The organism is Vibrio sp. vnigr-6D03, assembly GCF_002835515.1.
Classification (GTDB): Bacteria; Pseudomonadota; Gammaproteobacteria; order Enterobacterales; family Vibrionaceae; genus Vibrio; species Vibrio penaeicida.
Window position 1 is genome coordinate 29330 of the sequence record NZ_PIZL01000043.1, and the last position, 16573, is coordinate 45902.

The 16573-nt window shown below is 45.3% G+C and carries 13 protein-coding genes; 8 read left to right on the forward strand and 5 right to left on the reverse strand.

Features of this window, described 5'->3' with window-relative positions; all coding sequences use genetic code 11:
- Positions 1–90: 90 nt before the first annotated feature.
- Positions 91–1071 (reverse strand): catabolite repressor/activator, encoded by a 981-nt coding sequence (cra, locus tag CW749_RS24810; protein ID WP_101115151.1) that lies wholly within the window; start codon positions 1069–1071, stop codon positions 91–93.
- A gap of 298 nt (positions 1072–1369) precedes the next feature.
- Here cra and fruB point away from each other — a divergent pair, with 298 nt between their 5' ends.
- The 4 genes from fruB to CW749_RS24830 all read left to right on the forward strand — a co-directional run bounded on the left by fruB (position 1370) and on the right by CW749_RS24830 (position 6244).
- Positions 1370–2515: a fused PTS fructose transporter subunit IIA/HPr protein gene (gene fruB / locus CW749_RS24815; protein WP_101115152.1), complete on the forward strand. Its 1146-nt coding sequence runs from the start codon at positions 1370–1372 to the stop codon at positions 2513–2515.
- Between the two features lie 4 nt (positions 2516–2519).
- Complete coding sequence (locus tag CW749_RS24820) at positions 2520–3548, forward strand: hexose kinase (protein ID WP_101115153.1); 1029 nt, start codon at positions 2520–2522, stop codon at positions 3546–3548.
- A gap of 11 nt (positions 3549–3559) precedes the next feature.
- Positions 3560–5329: a PTS fructose-like transporter subunit IIB gene (locus CW749_RS24825; protein ID WP_101115154.1), complete on the forward strand. Its 1770-nt coding sequence runs from the start codon at positions 3560–3562 to the stop codon at positions 5327–5329.
- A gap of 387 nt (positions 5330–5716) precedes the next feature.
- Positions 5717–6244 (forward strand): phenolic acid decarboxylase, encoded by a 528-nt coding sequence (locus CW749_RS24830; RefSeq protein ID WP_101115155.1) that lies wholly within the window; start codon positions 5717–5719, stop codon positions 6242–6244.
- Here CW749_RS24830 and CW749_RS24835 read toward each other — a convergent pair.
- The 4 genes from CW749_RS24835 to CW749_RS24850 form a co-directional block, all read right to left on the reverse strand.
- Positions 6212–7240 (reverse strand): serine protease, encoded by a 1029-nt coding sequence (locus CW749_RS24835; RefSeq protein ID WP_180958488.1) that lies wholly within the window; start codon positions 7238–7240, stop codon positions 6212–6214. The genes CW749_RS24830 and CW749_RS24835 overlap by 33 nt on opposite strands.
- 239 nt (positions 7241–7479) lie before the next feature.
- Positions 7480–8541, reverse strand: a complete 1062-nt coding sequence (locus tag CW749_RS24840) for a serine protease (RefSeq protein WP_101115157.1) — start codon at positions 8539–8541, stop codon at positions 7480–7482.
- A 199-nt stretch (positions 8542–8740) separates the two neighbouring features.
- A complete protein-coding gene (gcvT, locus tag CW749_RS24845) occupies positions 8741–9868 on the reverse strand; it encodes a glycine cleavage system aminomethyltransferase GcvT (protein ID WP_180958489.1) in 1128 nt (375 codons plus the stop codon).
- A 367-nt stretch (positions 9869–10235) separates the two neighbouring features.
- On the reverse strand, positions 10236–10859 hold the full coding sequence (locus CW749_RS24850; RefSeq protein WP_101115159.1) for an XRE family transcriptional regulator: 624 nt from the start codon (positions 10857–10859) through the stop codon (positions 10236–10238).
- Positions 10860–11352: 493 nt separating this feature from the next.
- Between CW749_RS24850 and CW749_RS24855 the strand changes: the two genes are divergently transcribed.
- From CW749_RS24855 to CW749_RS24870, 4 genes are all read left to right on the forward strand, one after another.
- Positions 11353–12651, forward strand: coding sequence for a serine hydroxymethyltransferase (locus CW749_RS24855; RefSeq protein WP_101115160.1), 1299 nt, complete (start codon positions 11353–11355; stop codon positions 12649–12651).
- 34 nt (positions 12652–12685) lie between these two features.
- A complete protein-coding gene (gene gcvH / locus CW749_RS24860; protein ID WP_101115161.1) occupies positions 12686–13066 on the forward strand; it encodes a glycine cleavage system protein GcvH in 381 nt (126 codons plus the stop codon).
- A gap of 30 nt (positions 13067–13096) precedes the next feature.
- A complete protein-coding gene (gene gcvP / locus CW749_RS24865) occupies positions 13097–15961 on the forward strand; it encodes an aminomethyl-transferring glycine dehydrogenase (RefSeq protein WP_101115162.1) in 2865 nt (954 codons plus the stop codon).
- A 123-nt stretch (positions 15962–16084) separates the two neighbouring features.
- Positions 16085–16573 (forward strand): transposase (locus tag CW749_RS24870; RefSeq protein ID WP_145997884.1); only part of this gene is annotated, 489 nt, incomplete at its 3' end.

Here is a 16573-nt window from a genome sequence, read left to right on the forward strand (position 1 = left end):
TTATTTCTCCGTCTAAGGTTTAAGTGACGTAATATTCTACTAATAAATATATTTAAGAGGTTTTGAAGTTTACGCTAAACAAAACCGATATTATTGTCGAATAATCAATTTTCGATTAATAAACTCTAACCCAGACTGATATCGCTTTGCCGAAGCATTTAAAGCAAGCTCCATGGCACTGTCTGCGATTAACTCAAATTGCTGTGGCAGCGAATTCACTTTTATAGGTAGAAAATCAAGAAGTCTGTTATCACCAAAAGTACCAAGCTTGATTGTATTCAGCAGATCAGGTTTGTCTAACAAAGCATCGAGAATACCTTCTAACAGAGTATAAGAAGTCACTACGATGGCATCTGGAACGGTGCCCATATTTATCCAATTTGAAAAAAGGGCGTGCCCATTCTCCCGATTAAAGTGGTCGCCATACGCTTTATACACTTCGCAATTATGACCACCAACAGCTTTCAAAAACCCCATTTCACGCTCTTTGGAAACATTCAGTTCTGGCATTGCACCCAGTAACCCTACCGATTTTACAGAGCCACTCATCATCGAGTCTGTTAGTGACTTAGCACCTTCAAAATCCTCACTGATTACACAAGCAAAATGCTCATCGTCTAATGCTCGGTCAATGGCAATAACAGGGGTGCCGCTTTGCTGAATCTGCCGATAAAAATCGGAACCATCGGCAATAGCACTGGCAACAAAAAGTGCATCAACTCTCCGGCTAATTAGTGCATTAACGACTTTTTTTTCCGTTTCTGGATCATCATCAGAGCACCCAATTAAAATCTGAAAGCCAGCATTTCTCGATTGCGCTTCTAGCAATTTCGCCAACCTAGCGTAACTGGTGTTTTCAAGATCAGGAATCACCAACCCAAAAGAACGGCTGCTGCCCGCTCGTAATGCAGATGCCGCATGATCAGGACGAAACTGGTGCTCTTCTACCACAGCCATTACTTTTTTCTGGGTTCTTTCGCTGATACGGTATTTTTGAGCTTTTCCGTTTATCACGTAGCTTGCTGTTGTTTTTGAAACGCCTGCCAGCTTGGCTATTTCATCGAGTGTCATATTGGACCCTGCTGTTGTGTGCGATGGATCATAATTCGGGATCCTGATGATATTTTAGGTTTGAATTATAAGCTGAATCGTTTCAGTATAAAAGCTGAAAGGATTCAGCAAAACAACAAAATGTGAACGATACCCACGCTTTTAGGCATCTATTTGATGCGCATAAAGACGTTCGGTTCTACAAATGTAAAGCGTTTGCTGAATTTTTTTGACCAAAAAGCTGAATCGATTCAGCTAAATTACAATATCGTGAGTCGTTATCAGCCATCGATTCATGAAACTACTTTACGAGGTCTCCATGCTGACATTGAAAGAAAGCGATATTACTTTAGATTGCCAAGCCAGTTCTAAACCGCATGCCATTCAATTAGTTGCGACCACTTTGAACGCAAAAGAATTAGTGGAATCAAGCTACGTTAAAGGAATGTTAGAGCGCGAATCTCAGTCTTCCACCTACCTTGGGAACGGCATTGCCATCCCTCATGGAACAACCGATACCCGCAAGTTAGTTAAGAAAACGGGCGTAAGCATCCATCACTTTCCTCAAGGAGTCGATTGGGGCAATGGCAATATCGTTTACCTTGCCATAGGTATTGCTGCTAAGTCTGACGAACATTTAAGTATCCTAAAGCAACTTACCAATGTGCTCTCAGAAGATGATGTTCAAGACAAGTTGAAAGTCGCGACAAAAGCGATCGAAATCCTCGATATTTTGAATGGAAAAAACTCAGCTAAACCGGTATTGGAAGAAACATCCATTCTTATCGATTTTCCCGCAACGGATATGGTGCAACTTACTGCGGTTGCCGCTGGAATCTTAAAGAATCAAGAAAAGTGCAGTCATAACACCATTAGTGATCTCCTCTCATCCGAGCCGACTCATTTAGGGCAAGGGCTGTGGATGGCAAGCTCTAGCAAAGGTGTGCTAAATACGGGGCTCTCGCTTGTATCAGTAACCGATTCCTTCTCATTCCAAGGTAAAGAGGTAAAAGCACTTATCGCTGTTGTAGCCATCGATGAATCCCATATCCCTTGCCTAACAGCTCTCCAAAACATCATTGAACGAGGCGAGCAATCTACCCTTTTATCCTCTTCAGCTTCACAGGTGCTAGGGATGCTTTCTTCTAAAGAAATCGATAGCAACGCCCCAGCTGTAGATAGCGCGAATGAACTAGAGGGCGTTTTCAAGATAAGAAATGAACATGGATTGCACGCACGCCCGGGTGCCATGTTGGTTGCAGAAGCTAAGAAGTTTGAATCAACGATAAAAGTTGAAAACCTGAATAGTGATGGAAAACCCGCTAACGCCAAAAGCCTAATGAAAGTGATTGCCTTAGGCGTAAAACGGGGCAACGAATTGAAGTTTACGGCTTCGGGACCCGACGCGCAGCAAGCACTTGATGCTATTGGAGTCGCGATTGAATCTGGCTTAGGTGAAGGATAACTCGATGAAAAATATAGTCACTATAACTCTAAACCCAGCGCTCGATTTAACTGGAACGTTGGATAGGCTTAATCAAGGCAGTGTCAGCTTGGTCAATGAAAGCGCATTTCATGCCGCCGGCAAAGGAGTGAATGTCGCACGAGTGCTTAAAGAGCTTGGCGCAAACGTTACAGTGACCGGTTTCTTGGGCAAAGATAACCAAGAGATGTTTTGTCAGCTTTTCGATCATATTGATGTAAACGACCAATTTATCAGAGTAGAAGGTGCAACCCGCATAAACGTCAAGTTGGTCGAACATGACAAATCCGTCAGTGACATCAACTTCCCGGGGGTCGCTGTTGCAGAAGAAGATAAGCACCGGTTCGAAAATACACTTTTAGAACTCGCGAAAAGCCACGATTTATTTGTACTCGCTGGCAGTTTGCCACGTGGCATTACTCCGCTTGAGTGCGCAAACTGGATAAAAATGCTCACCAAGCTCGGTAAAAAAGTCGTATTCGATAGTAGCCGAGAAGCATTGGCGCATGGTATTCAATCCAGCCCTTGGCTCATCAAGCCTAATGAGGAAGAATTGGGATACTTAGTTAACCAACCCCTTTCCAGTGTAGAGGCATGCATAAATGCTTCTGCCGCTCTCGATAAACTCATTACAGAATCACAGCCTGCTAAAAACTCTTTACCTCTTAAAGACTCGCTGCCGACAGAAAACACAGCGTCTATCGAAAGCGCTAAGCCTATCGAAAATCTTGTTATTTCTTTGGGTGCTGACGGTGTTCTTTGGCGAAGAGACGATTATTGGCTGCACTCTACTCCGCCCAAAGTCGACATCGTTAGTACGGTTGGCGCGGGCGATACTCTCGTTGCCGGGATGTGCTGGGGGCACCTTAACCAATGGGACGATGAGCAAACCTTGTCATTCGCAACCGCCTTATCGGCTTTAGCCGTATCGCAGGTAGGTGTTGGGGTTCCCGATCTCAACACAGTCACTTCCTTACAACACAACATAACAATTAAAAGAATATCTAAACTTTAAAGGTTAACATTATGAACATCTCTATTGTTACTGCTTGCCCAAGTGGTGTCGCTAACACCATTATTGCTTCCGGATTGTTGAAAAATGCTGCAAAAACGTTGGGGTTTAACGCCAACGTAGAGTGCCATTCAACTATTCGCCAAGTAGATTTACTGTCTCAAGACGTCCTTAACGGGTCCGATGTCATTGTCATTGCTGGCCACGAAGGCTTCGACACCCAAAGATTTATTGGGCTCAAAGTTTACCAGCAGCCCATCAGCACTGTGATGGAGAATCCACAAGCATGGCTTAAAAATGCCGTTGAAAAAGCCGAAGTACTCACCGAAGAAAATGCCTCAAAGCCCGATGCAAATAGAAATAGCGCTCCCCTTGACACCGACGCCCCCCAAAATTTGAATGAACGCGCTAAAAACATCGTTGCCATCACTGCTTGCCCTACTGGCGTTGCCCACACATTTATGGCAGCAGAAGCGTTGGAAGGAGAAAGTAAGCGTTTAGGGCATAAGATCAAAGTAGAAACTCGTGGCTCAGTTGGCGCAAAAAACCAATTGACGGATGAAGACATCGCAAACGCGGATCTCGTGATCATTGCTGCTGATATAGAAGTACCGCTGGAACGCTTTAACGGCAAGCTTCTGTATCGCACAAGTACAGGGTTAGCACTGAAAAAGACTAAGCAGGAAGTGGCGTTGGCCTTTAAAGAAGCTTCAATCTATACCCACTCTGGCAATGCATCTTCAACAAACTTTAAAAAAGAAAAAACAGGCGCTTACAAACACCTAATGACAGGTGTGTCACATATGCTTCCATTAGTGGTAGCTGGCGGTTTAGCCATTGCTCTCTCCTTTGTGTTTGGCATTGAAGCGTTCAAAGAAGAAGGAACTCTCGCCGCAGCACTAATGACGATTGGAGGAGGCTCTGCTTTCGCTTTAATGGTGCCAATCTTAGCTGGATTCATTGCCTTCTCCATTGCAGACAGACCTGGATTGGCGCCCGGCTTGATAGGGGGCATGCTCGCAAGTTCGACTGGTGCAGGGTTCTTAGGTGGTATCGCCGCAGGTTTCATTGCTGGTTATTCTGCAAAATGGTTAGCAGATAAAGTGTCGCTGCCGCAATCGATGGAAGCATTAAAGCCCATTTTGATCATCCCGCTTGTTGCAAGCTTGTTTACTGGCTTGATCATGATTTACGTTGTCGGCACCCCTGTTTCCAGCGCTATGAACGCGTTAACGGAATTCCTTAACACAATGGGTTCCACCAATGCTGTTTTACTCGGCATAATCTTAGGTGCAATGATGTGCTTCGACTTAGGCGGTCCCGTTAATAAAGCGGCATATACCTTTGGTGTAGGTTTGCTTGCAACAGAAACTTACGCACCAATGGCAGCAGTCATGGCGGCAGGAATGGTTCCAGCACTAGGTATGGGGCTGGCGACATTCCTCGCTAAAGATAAATTCGACGCGAGTGAAAGAGAAGCCGGAAAAGCATCCTTTGTGCTCGGACTGTGCTTTATTTCCGAGGGTGCCATTCCGTTTGCCGCGAAAGACCCAATGCGTGTAATCCCTGCTTGCATGGCTGGCGGTGCTTTAACTGGCGCGCTATCTATGCTGTTTGGTGCCGAGCTACTTGCGCCGCATGGTGGGCTTTTTGTTTTGCTCATTCCAAACGCTATCAGCCCAGTGTTGATGTATTTGGCCGCTATCGCTGCAGGAACAGCATTAACCGGATTCGGATACGTTGCATTAAAAAAACACGCAGAGCTTAAAGCCGTCACAGCGTAGTCTTCGTGTTCAATATACGCACGTAGCCTCAGTAAAAAGCCTCAAATACCTCGAAAGTATTTGAGGCTTTACTCAACGCTTTTTTAGCCCAGCTCTGGGGCTTCCGCTTACTCTTAAACGAATAAAAGGGTTGCTCTCTCGCTCTTCCCCTAGTTTTTCGCCCGTTCGACCTCTCGTTTCCTCCTAATATCCCGCCACCACTGCAAAGATAATGAAATCGGACAGAACATCATAAATCCATGCATATCTCGTTTACTTTTTCATTTTATAAAATCTATGATGCGGAATTCAGAGTCTTATAAGCTGCCTCAGTTCAAGTAAAAGAAAGCAGTGCAAAGACTCACCCATTCCAAGGTACTTAGACCTAAAAAACAACAAGGAAAATCCATGAGTTTCAACAAAGAAGACCTTAGCGGTATCGTTGGGAAAAGTGTTATCTACGATTACGACCAAGGCTGGCGATACGAGTGCTACGTAAAGAACGACCACACTATCGACTATCGTGTTCACAGTGGCATCGTTGGCGGGCGCTGGGTAAAAGATCAAGAAGTGGCCATGGTTCAGATTGCAAAAGACGTATTTCGAATTTCTTGGGTTGAACCAACAGGAACAGACGTTTCATTGTCTTTCAATCTCGTAGACTACATCGTCCATGGAACCATTTACTTCCCACGTTGGATCGTTGAAAGCCCCGAGAAAATTGCTTGTTACCAAAACGAGCATCTTGAAGAAATGGAAGCGCTACGCGATGCTGGCCCTATCTACCCGACTGAATTAATCAGTAGCTTTGCAGCGCTCGTCTACTTAAGAGAATGCGGTGAAAACAACGAGCAAGTCATTGCTTGCCCGCCACATGAGTTACCAAGTAATTACCCTGAATGCTTACCTGATAAAAATCTTTTGCCTGCCTTGTAATGTAACTTGCTGCCTCCAGCAGGCAGCAATCAATAACAATATCATTGCCAATAGGCTAACTCCGCCCGCTTCAGAACTAGTATCGCTTGTGGCTTCAGCCTCTGGCTCTGATTTAGGGACAACGCCTCCTGTGGTTGAGCCGTCAACAGAGTATTTCGGTGTTTCGTTCCCAGCCAATACGCTATTTATCCAAGGAACATAATCTAATACCTCAGTAAACACCCCATGAACGGAGACCGAAGGGTTGCCACAAACGCTAGGTCCAAAGCTCGCAATGCCAATTTGTCGGTATTTGGATCCATCAAACCAGAGTAGCGGTCCACCAGAGTCCCCCTGACAAATAGCGCCATGAAGACCAGATGTCGCGTTGTAATCTCCCTTTGTACAAATATGCCCTCCTTTCACCGATGCAAAAGCGGTACAAGTTACTTGGTCAACGTAATCCAACGCCACTTGAAGTAGATGGTCAGAACTGTCGTAGTTGGACTTGGTGTTCCCATGCCCTACCGCTTGAAACTTTGCGCCGTTAACTCGATAGTTTGCGTCATCACCACTAACAGGTAGTGGGACAAATTGAGAAGAAGGAACCCCTTCCATCGCGTATTCAAGCTCAATGATCGCGATGTCATTCTCCCATAGGTAATAGGATCCGTCTCGGTAGTCATCTCGATAATAAAAAGATTTCGCGGGTATTTTTTGCGCGCTATTAAAATCCCCCTCGCGCTCTAACTGCAATACGACAGTGGTATATTTATTGTAATAATTGTCTTGGACACAATGTGCCGCTGTCATTACGTGTTTCGCATCTAGAATGGTTGCCCCACAGTAATTACCGTAGTAACCGTAATCTTCACGTCTATCGTAATAGAGGCTTGCCATGTAAGGATAAGATGAAATGTAAGCGTTGTTTCCGTTAACAATTGCTGGTGAAACTTGTTCAGCACTGACTGCGTACTGAGCCGAAAAAACAAGCATTAATAACAACACATTGCGCATAGAACTCTCCCCAATAAACATCCCAAAGATATTTAAGCTCTATAAAAAGAGTAGGAGAGATTTAGATCACACGGCATAAATTAATTGAACATCGCACCTCGACGCTGAGCCAATTTATAAAAACATATTATTAACACTTTATTTACATCATCAATATCAGTAAGTTATCTGGTGACGGAAAAAATAAAAAAAAGAGCCTCATATGAAATGAGACCCTCTATTATTTACAGCGTGATAGATTACTTACGTTTTCGAGCAATACTGGCAAACATTAGAAGCGCCATCGCTAACCACCCTATAGACCCACCGCTACTGCTGCTTGTGTTTGGACTTAAGCTGTATTTCTGCAACCATTCTCTTCTGAGTGCATCATTAGAAATGGCTTTTGGCGTTTCATTGCCAGCGATCACACTAGCAATCCAAGGTTGATAGTCTTTCACTTCTGTATATACAGAGGTCACTTTAGTTTGATCTGAACTTCCACATGTACTGGTGACAAAGCTTGCTATACCAACTTGATATTGTATTTGTGAGTTAGGGTCCGTCCAATAAGCAGGGCCTCCTGAGTCACCTTGGCATGCACTGTTCAATAACCCAGATGTAGTATTAGTGTCTTTGAAGCATAAATGGCTATCGGTTAGCTTATTGCCGTTGACGAATGTTGAACTGCACTCTGCTGGGGTCGCAACTTCCAAACTGGTTTTAAGCAGTGGTAAGTACCCGTATTTCTGTTTTCTATCATCATTATTGCTTTGGGTGTTCCCATGACCAACCGCAGTAAAAACAGCAGACGAAGTCGCGCGGTATGTCGATTCAATAGAATCCGTCATTGTTAATGGTATAGATGGGAAAACACTTGAAGAAAACGTAAGAGGGGTTTCCAACTTGAGCACTGCTATGTCGTTAGGCAGCAGATCTTGATTGGAATCTGAGTAGTTGTCTGGGTAATAAATCGCGCTGACTCGAACTCGCTGTTTCGCGCCAAAGGGTTGAACTTTAGAGGGGAAATCTTCTTCATTATCTAATTGAGGGACAACCGTTGTTAACAGACTCGCCAGCGTATTGTTATAAACACAATGTGCAGCAGTCAGTACATGATTAGCATCTAAGATGGTTGCCCCACAATAGTTGCCAGTGGAATAACGCCCATCGTATTCAAGCGTATCAATAAAAAGTGTGGCAATGGAAGGGTAATTCGTACTGCTCGCCACACTCCCATTGACGATTGCTGGGTTGACATTATTGGAAGCAATCGCAGTAAAAGGCATCATCGTTAGCAATGTAATCAAAGATTTAGTCATACTTACCCCTCTATTTCTATGTTTTACGATGGCTCATTTAAGCATCGCTCAATCTTGTAGTCGATGATCATTATATCCATTCATACAGCATATTCGATGTTTCAAACGTAACCGCTCGTAAGCATCACATTACATCGGGTCAAAAAAAAAGCGGCTATTCCGTAAAGAATAGCCGCTCAGATTTTCGAAAAATTTAAAATTAGCCGCGATAGTAACGCTGAGGTACAAACGGCATTTTCTCAACGGTCATTGCCAGTTTTTTACCACGTACTTCAGCAAATACCTCTGTACCAATGGCAGCAAATTCTGTTTTTACATAACCCATAGAAACTGGCTTACCCGCTGTCGGACCCGCAGTACCACTGGTTACGATGCCGATTTCATTGTCATCTGCATCAAACAGCTTTGCTCCTTCACGCACTGGTGCTTTCGTTTGACCAATCAAGCCAATACGCTTACGAGAAACATTCTTCGTCGCGATTTGCTCAAGAATAATGTCTGCGCCAGGGAAACCACCTGCACGCTCGCCATCTGTACGACGAATTTTCTGAATGCCCCACAATAGGCTTGCTTCAACAGGTGTCGTTGTTGTGTCTAGATCGTGACCGTAAAGGCAAAGACCACACTCCAAACGCAATGAATCACGCGCACCAAGACCAATCCACTCTACTTCCGCGAATTCAGTTAGCGTACGAGCCAATTCTTGAGCTTTACCAGCCGATACAGAGATCTCGTAACCATCTTCACCGGTGTAGCCAGAACGGCTCACCAAGCAAGGCTCACCAAGAATCTCAATTGAACGAGCATCCATAAACACCATCTCAGATACTTCAGGTGCAATGCGCGCCAGTACTTCTGCGGCTTTTGGACCTTGCAATGCAAGCAAAGCGCGATCTTCGATTAGCTCTAGTTCTACCGACTCAGGCAGGTTAGCGCGTAGGTGGGCAATATCTTGCTCTTTACACGCTGCGTTAACGACAACGAATAGATGATCGCCAAAATTTGCCACCATCAAGTCATCCATAATGCCGCCTTCTTCATTTGTGAAGAACGCGTAACGCTGGTTTCCTACTGGAAGATCAACAATATCAACCGGAACTAGTGTTTCTAACGCTTTCGCCGCATCAGGACCGTGAAGCTTAAGCTGCCCCATGTGCGATACATCGAACAAGCCAGCCGCATCACGTGTATGCAAGTGCTCTTTCTTCACACCCAATGGGTACTGAACAGGCATATCGTATCCTGCAAACGGTACCATTTTCGCTCCAACTTCTACGTGAAGCGCGTGCAGTGGGGTTTTCAGTAATTCAGTCATTGTATTCTCCATATCGCCAAGCCCTGGCTGACTTTGTCGACGTTTTAAAACTGGCTTAAAAAGGTAACGGTTCGTTTCCCTTTTATAAAAACAAAGACAGTCGATGATGTTTTATTATCAAATACTGTCTTTTCCCTTTGCAAAGACACACAGATGTTTCTACAAAGTTAAGATTTGTTTCCAATAGTAGATAAAGTTGACTCGCTTTTAAACCGATCGGACGTATAAGATCAGTAAAATTGTGATATTTCACAACTTTGTTACATCATACATTGGTGCGTTTTTTGAGTGTTTACTGTGAAATATCTTATTAAATGAAGCAGTTATGAAAGCAAAGCAAACGTTTGCTTTCACTATAAGAAACTTAAGAAATTTAACGTTATTTAGCCGTCACCCACAAAATTTGGGCATCTTCATCACTGGTCGAGACCAACATATGCCCCATATTGGCGTCATAATAAACGCTATCGCCAACGGTCATCGGAACGGGTTCATAAAATTCTGAAAAGAACAAAACATCCCCTTCTAAGATCAGAAGAAACTCCTCTCCGTCGTGACGAACCCAATCGTTATAATCTTCAAAATTCCTTGCCCGTATACGGCTTTTAAACGGCATCATTTTTTTATTAGAAAGTTGAGTGGCCAGTAGCTCGTGCTCGTAGGTGGGAGTTGGGTGGGGTTTACCCTCTCCAGAACGCGTAAGATCTCTCCTACCCGTTGCCACTTTTTTTCTTGGTGGTTCAAAGAGTTGAGGCATATCTATTCGCAAACCGTTCGCCAGTTTTTGCATGGCTTGGAACGTAGGCGAAATTTGTTCGTTTTCAATCTTAGAAAGCGTGGATCGAGCAAGCCCTGTACGCTTGCTTGCATCTTCCAAAGTTAAGCCAAGCTTCATTCGGATTTCTTTTAAGCGCTTCCCAAGCTTTAACGGTTCGATATTCTCGTCTTGAGGCTCTTTTGCAAGCGTTACTGATGGGTACTCATCGTAGATGTCTTCAGACATGCATCCCTCTTATTTTCGTACTTCCTAATGCTGTTCTTTTATTGTGCACAGAGACGCGTGAACATGAAAGTAGTCGAATGAAATTAAACAGTGCGCCATGTAGCAAAATAGGAAAACATGTTTCCAATAGGAAATTTTTGATTGATTGTCTACTCAACTAACGTTATGTTACGACCTTGTTAGATGGGGAACTTTCTCGCACATTTCTAACGTATTACGTAATAGGTCATTTACATACAAAAAACACTGCCATTCGAGTGCAACTTACCCTACAATCCGCACCGAAAAAGCAAACGTTTGGCTAAAACATCGTTTTAGATTGAATTTGCCAAACCCATTACGTAGTAAACGGCAGAAATGAGAAGTTCACAGACTCGCGCTGGAATGGCTTCAAAACGTAAGCCATTTCAGAGAAACAAAGGAAGCCTGGCTTAATTAAAGAACACGGCCAATTTAGAGCCATACTAGCCAGACAAATGGAAGGTTATCTGCCATGAACAACAAATCTTACCAAAATCACAGCTTTGAGAACTTCTTCTCTACTAACCTCGCTGCCACAGACGACGCTGTTTTCGCTGGAATCCAAGCAGAAAGTGCTCGTCAGAACGACCAAATTGAGCTTATCGCTTCTGAAAACATCGTATCGAAAGCGGTAATGCAAGCCCAAGGCACATGCCTAACAAACAAGTACGCAGAAGGTTACCCAGGTCGCCGTTACTACGGTGGTTGTGAACACGTAGACACCGTCGAAGCCATTGCCATTGAACGTGCAAAGAAACTATTCGACTGTGAATACGTAAATGTTCAGCCTCACTCTGGTGCGCAAGCAAACGGCGCGGTTAAGCTGGCATTGCTGCAACCTGGAGACACCATTTTGGGGATGTCTCTAGATGCTGGTGGTCACCTAACACACGGTGCACGCCCAGCGCTTTCTGGTAAGTGGTTTAACGCCGTTCAATATGGCGTAGACAAAGAAACTCTAGAAATTAACTACGATGATGTTCTTGCACTAGCGAAAGAGCACCAACCTAAAATGATCATCGCGGGTGGCAGTGCTATCCCACGTGTTATCGATTTCGCTAAATTCCGCGAAATTGCAGACGAAGTTGGCGCTATCCTGATGGTCGATATGGCGCACATTGCCGGTCTTATCGCAACAGGCGCTCACCCTAGCCCACTACCTCACGCACACGTTGTAACAACAACAACGCACAAAACACTTCGTGGGCCGCGTGGTGGCATGATTCTTACCAATCACGAAGACATCATCAAAAAGATTAACTCCGCAGTATTTCCTGGATTACAAGGCGGTCCTTTAATGCATGTGATCGCCGCCAAAGCCGTCGCGTTCGGTGAAGCATTAGGTCCAGAATTCAAGACTTACATTGATACTGTGGTAAGTAACGCAAAAGTTTTAGCCGAAGTATTGCAAAATCGTGGCTGTGACATCGTGACCAACGGTACCGACACGCACCTAATGTTGGTTGACCTTCGTCCGAAAGGATTGAAAGGAAACCAAACAGAAGAAGCGTTGGAACGTGCAGGCATCACATGTAACAAAAACGGCATACCATTTGATTCAGAGAAGCCTATGATTACATCAGGCATTCGCTTAGGTACGCCTGCCGGAACAAGCCGCGGTTTCGGAAATGAAGAATTTAAACTGATCGGAGAGTGGATTGGCGATGTGCTGGATGGCTTAGTAGAAAGCCCAGAAGGCAACGCAGAAGTCGAGCAACGCGTTAAAAAGCAAGTGAAAGACCTCTGCAGTCGCTTCCCGCTTTACCAATAATAATCATCACCTGGGAATTTTTGGAGACAAATCAATGGACAATACACTGAAGTTTGCTGATAGCCACGAGTGGGTTAAAGACAATGGTGACGGCACCGTTACTATCGGTATCTCAGAGCACGCTCAGCAGATGCTTGGCGATGTCGTATTCGTAGACCTGCCAGAAGCAGGCGACAGCATTGAAGCGGGCGAAAGCTTCTCATTAGTTGAATCAGTAAAAGCAGCGTCAGACATTTACGCGCCTATTACTGGTGAAATTGTTGAAATCAATGAAGAGCTAGAAGACAGCCCAGAACTGATTAACGAAGAATCGTACGAAGGCGGTTGGATCGTTAAAGTGAAGCTAGAAGATGCTTCAGAACTGGACAACCTGAAAGATTCGGAAGAGTACCATAACGGTCTTGAAGACGAATAAATAATCGACGAGTCGCGGTAGATAGAGATTATGACAGAGTTACTTCACAACCTAAGCACGGACAACGAGTTTATTGCGCGCCACAACGGCCCAAATAAATCAGAACAAAAACACATGCTGGATGCGGTTAACGCATCTAGCTTGGATGCTCTGATTGAAGAAACCGTACCTGCACAAATTCGCCTAGAGTCACCAATGAGTGATGAAGCTCCTTTGAGCGAAGCAGACATGCTTCTGGCGATGAAAAAATTTGCTAACCAAAACCAAATCAAACGTACTTTCATTGGCCAAGGTTATTACAACACCTTCACGCCGAACGTGATTTTGCGTAACGTGCTGGAAAACCCTGGTTGGTACACAGCTTATACCCCTTACCAACCTGAGATTTCTCAGGGTCGTCTTGAAGCATTGCTGAATTACCAGCAAATGGTGATGGATTTGACGGGTATGGAAATTGCCAACGCATCCCTACTGGACGAAGCAACAGCAGCCGCTGAAGCCATGACCTTGTGTAAGCGTGCAGGTAAAAGCAAAAGCAACGTGTTCTTCGTCGCTGACGACGTGCACCCTCAAACTCTTGCGGTAGTGAAAACTCGTGCCGAGTTTATTGGTTTTGAAGTAATCACTGGCACAGCAGAATCTCTGCCAGAGCACGATGTATTTGGTGCTCTGATTCAATATCCGGGTACAACGGGTGAAGTTCGTGACCTCAGCGATATCATCGCTAAAGCGCAAGCAAACAAAACGCTTGTTACGGTTGCAACGGATCTACTCGCTTGTGCCCTATTGAAACCGGCTGGAGAAATGGGCGCTGATGTTGCTATCGGTAGTGCGCAACGCTTTGGTGTTCCAATGGGATACGGCGGTCCTCACGCGGCATTTATGGCCACTCGTGACAAGCACAAACGTACCATGCCTGGCCGTGTTATCGGTGTTTCCATCGATACAAAAGGCAACCAAGCGCTTCGTATGGCGATGCAAACTCGTGAGCAGCACATCCGCCGCGAGAAAGCGACATCGAACATTTGTACGGCTCAAGCACTGCTTGCGAACATGGCTTCTTTCTTTGCTGTGTATCATGGTGCAGAAGGCTTACGCACTATCGCTCGCCGTACGCATCACCTAACGGCTATTTTGGCAGCTGGTTTAACGAAAGCAGGTTACGAGCTAGCTCATAACAGCTTCTTCGATACCATCACACTAAACACAGGCGACAAAACGGCAGCATTGCTTGAAAAAGCACAGCAAGCCGACATCAACCTGCGTCAACTTGATGGCCAAATCGGTATCAGCCTTGATGAAACCACGACAACTCAAGACCTAGAAGCGCTATTTGGCGTATTCGGTGCAGAGCAAAACGTGGAAACGTTGTCTGCTGAAATTGAAGGCAACGAATTTGCAGCAATTCCAGAAGCATGCCGTCGCGAATCTGAGTACCTGACTCACCCTGTATTCAATACGCACCATAGCGAAACGCAAATGATGCGTTACCTGAAGCAGCTTGAGAACAAAGATTTCTCGCTGACTCACGGTATGATCCCGCTAGGCAGCTGCACAATGAAATTGAACGCAGCCGCAGAAATGATCCCTGTCACTTGGCCAGAATTTGGCGCGATTCACCCATTCGCACCACTAGACCAAGCGGCTGGTTACACAGCACTTGCTCAAGATCTAAAACAGAAGCTATGTGAAATCACTGGCTACGATGACTTCTCTCTGCAACCGAACTCGGGTGCATCGGGCGAATACGCAGGTCTTATCGCGATTCAGCGCTACCACGCTAGCCGTGGCGAAGGTCACCGTAACATCTGTTTGATCCCAAGCTCAGCACACGGTACTAACCCAGCCACTGCTTCAATGATGTCGATGAAAGTCGTTATCGTTAAGTGTGACGACGATGGCAACATCGCAATGGACGACCTAGCGGCTAAGATCGAGAAACACAGAGACAACCTTTCAAGCATTATGATCACCTACCCTTCTACGCACGGCGTATACGAAGAGCAAGTGAAAGAAGTGTGCGAAATGGTTCACGAGGCTGGCGGCCAAGTTTACCTAGATGGCGCAAACATGAACGCGCAGGTAGGCTTAACTTCTCCAGGCTTTATCGGTTCAGACGTTTCTCACTTGAACCTACACAAAACGTTCTGTATTCCACACGGTGGTGGCGGTCCGGGTATGGGTCCTATCGGTGTGAAATCGCACCTAGCGCCTTTCTTGCCTGGCCACATCGAAAACGGTGTACAGGGCGAAGATTACGCAGTAGCCGCAGCCGATTTAGGCAGTGCTTCGATTCTTCCAATTTCTTGGGCTTACATCGCGATGATGGGCACACAAGGTTTAACGGAAGCAACGAAACTGGCGATTCTAAACGCAAACTACATCATGGAACGCTTGCGTTCTCACTACCCTGTTCTTTACCGTGGCACCAACGGCCGCGTAGCGCACGAATGTATTATTGATATTCGTCCGCTAAAAGAAGAAACCGGCATCAGTGAAGAAGACATCGCAAAACGTTTGATGGACTACGGCTTCCATGCGCCAACCATGTCGTTCCCAGTTGCGGGTACGCTGATGGTTGAGCCAACGGAATCCGAAGATTTGGCTGAGATAGACCGTTTCTGTAACGCGATGATCGCCATCCGTGAAGAAATGGCTAAAGTGAAAGAAGGCGAATGGCCACTGGACAACAACCCATTGGTTAATGCCCCTCACACTCAAGCTGACTTGTCTGAAGATGAGTGGAACCGCCCTTACTCACGTGAGCTGGCGTGCTTCCCATCTGCACAAGCAAAAGCATCGAAATACTGGCCAACGGTTAACCGTGTAGACAACGTTTACGGCGACCGTAACCTAATTTGCTCTTGCCCAAGCATTGAGAATTACGAAGACTAGTTTTTAGCTTCAGTAAGAACTTTAAAGGCGAACCGGATGGTTCGCCTCAGACTGCTGACAAAGGTCTAGCCATCAGGCTAGACCTTTGATCTAATAGGGGTACTAGAATATGGATACTCCAACATGCTTCAAGAACCTTCTCCTCAACAGTACGAACTTGAAATGGTCACCATGGAACAACTCGTTCCTAAAGAACATTTAGTTCGCAAGATTGATAAAGCCATCGACTTCGAATTTATCCGTGATGAAGTCGCTCACCTCTATTGTAAAGATAATGGGCGCCCACCCGTTGACCCTGTACGCTTGTTTAAAATCATTCTCCTTGGCTACCTCTTCGGAATAAAAAGCGAGCGACAGCTCGTGAAAGAAATTGAAGTGAATGTCGCCTATCGATGGTTCTTACGAATGTCCTTAACGGAGAAGGTTATCCATGCCTCGACACTCAGCCAAAACCGCATTCGTCGCTTCAATGGTACGGACATATTCGAACGTATTTTTATCAATATCGTTGAGCAGGCTATGGCTAAGGGCTTAGTGGCGGGGCAACAATTATTCACTGATAGCACTCACCTAAAGGCAAATGCCAACAAGAACAAACACACCAATGCAAGA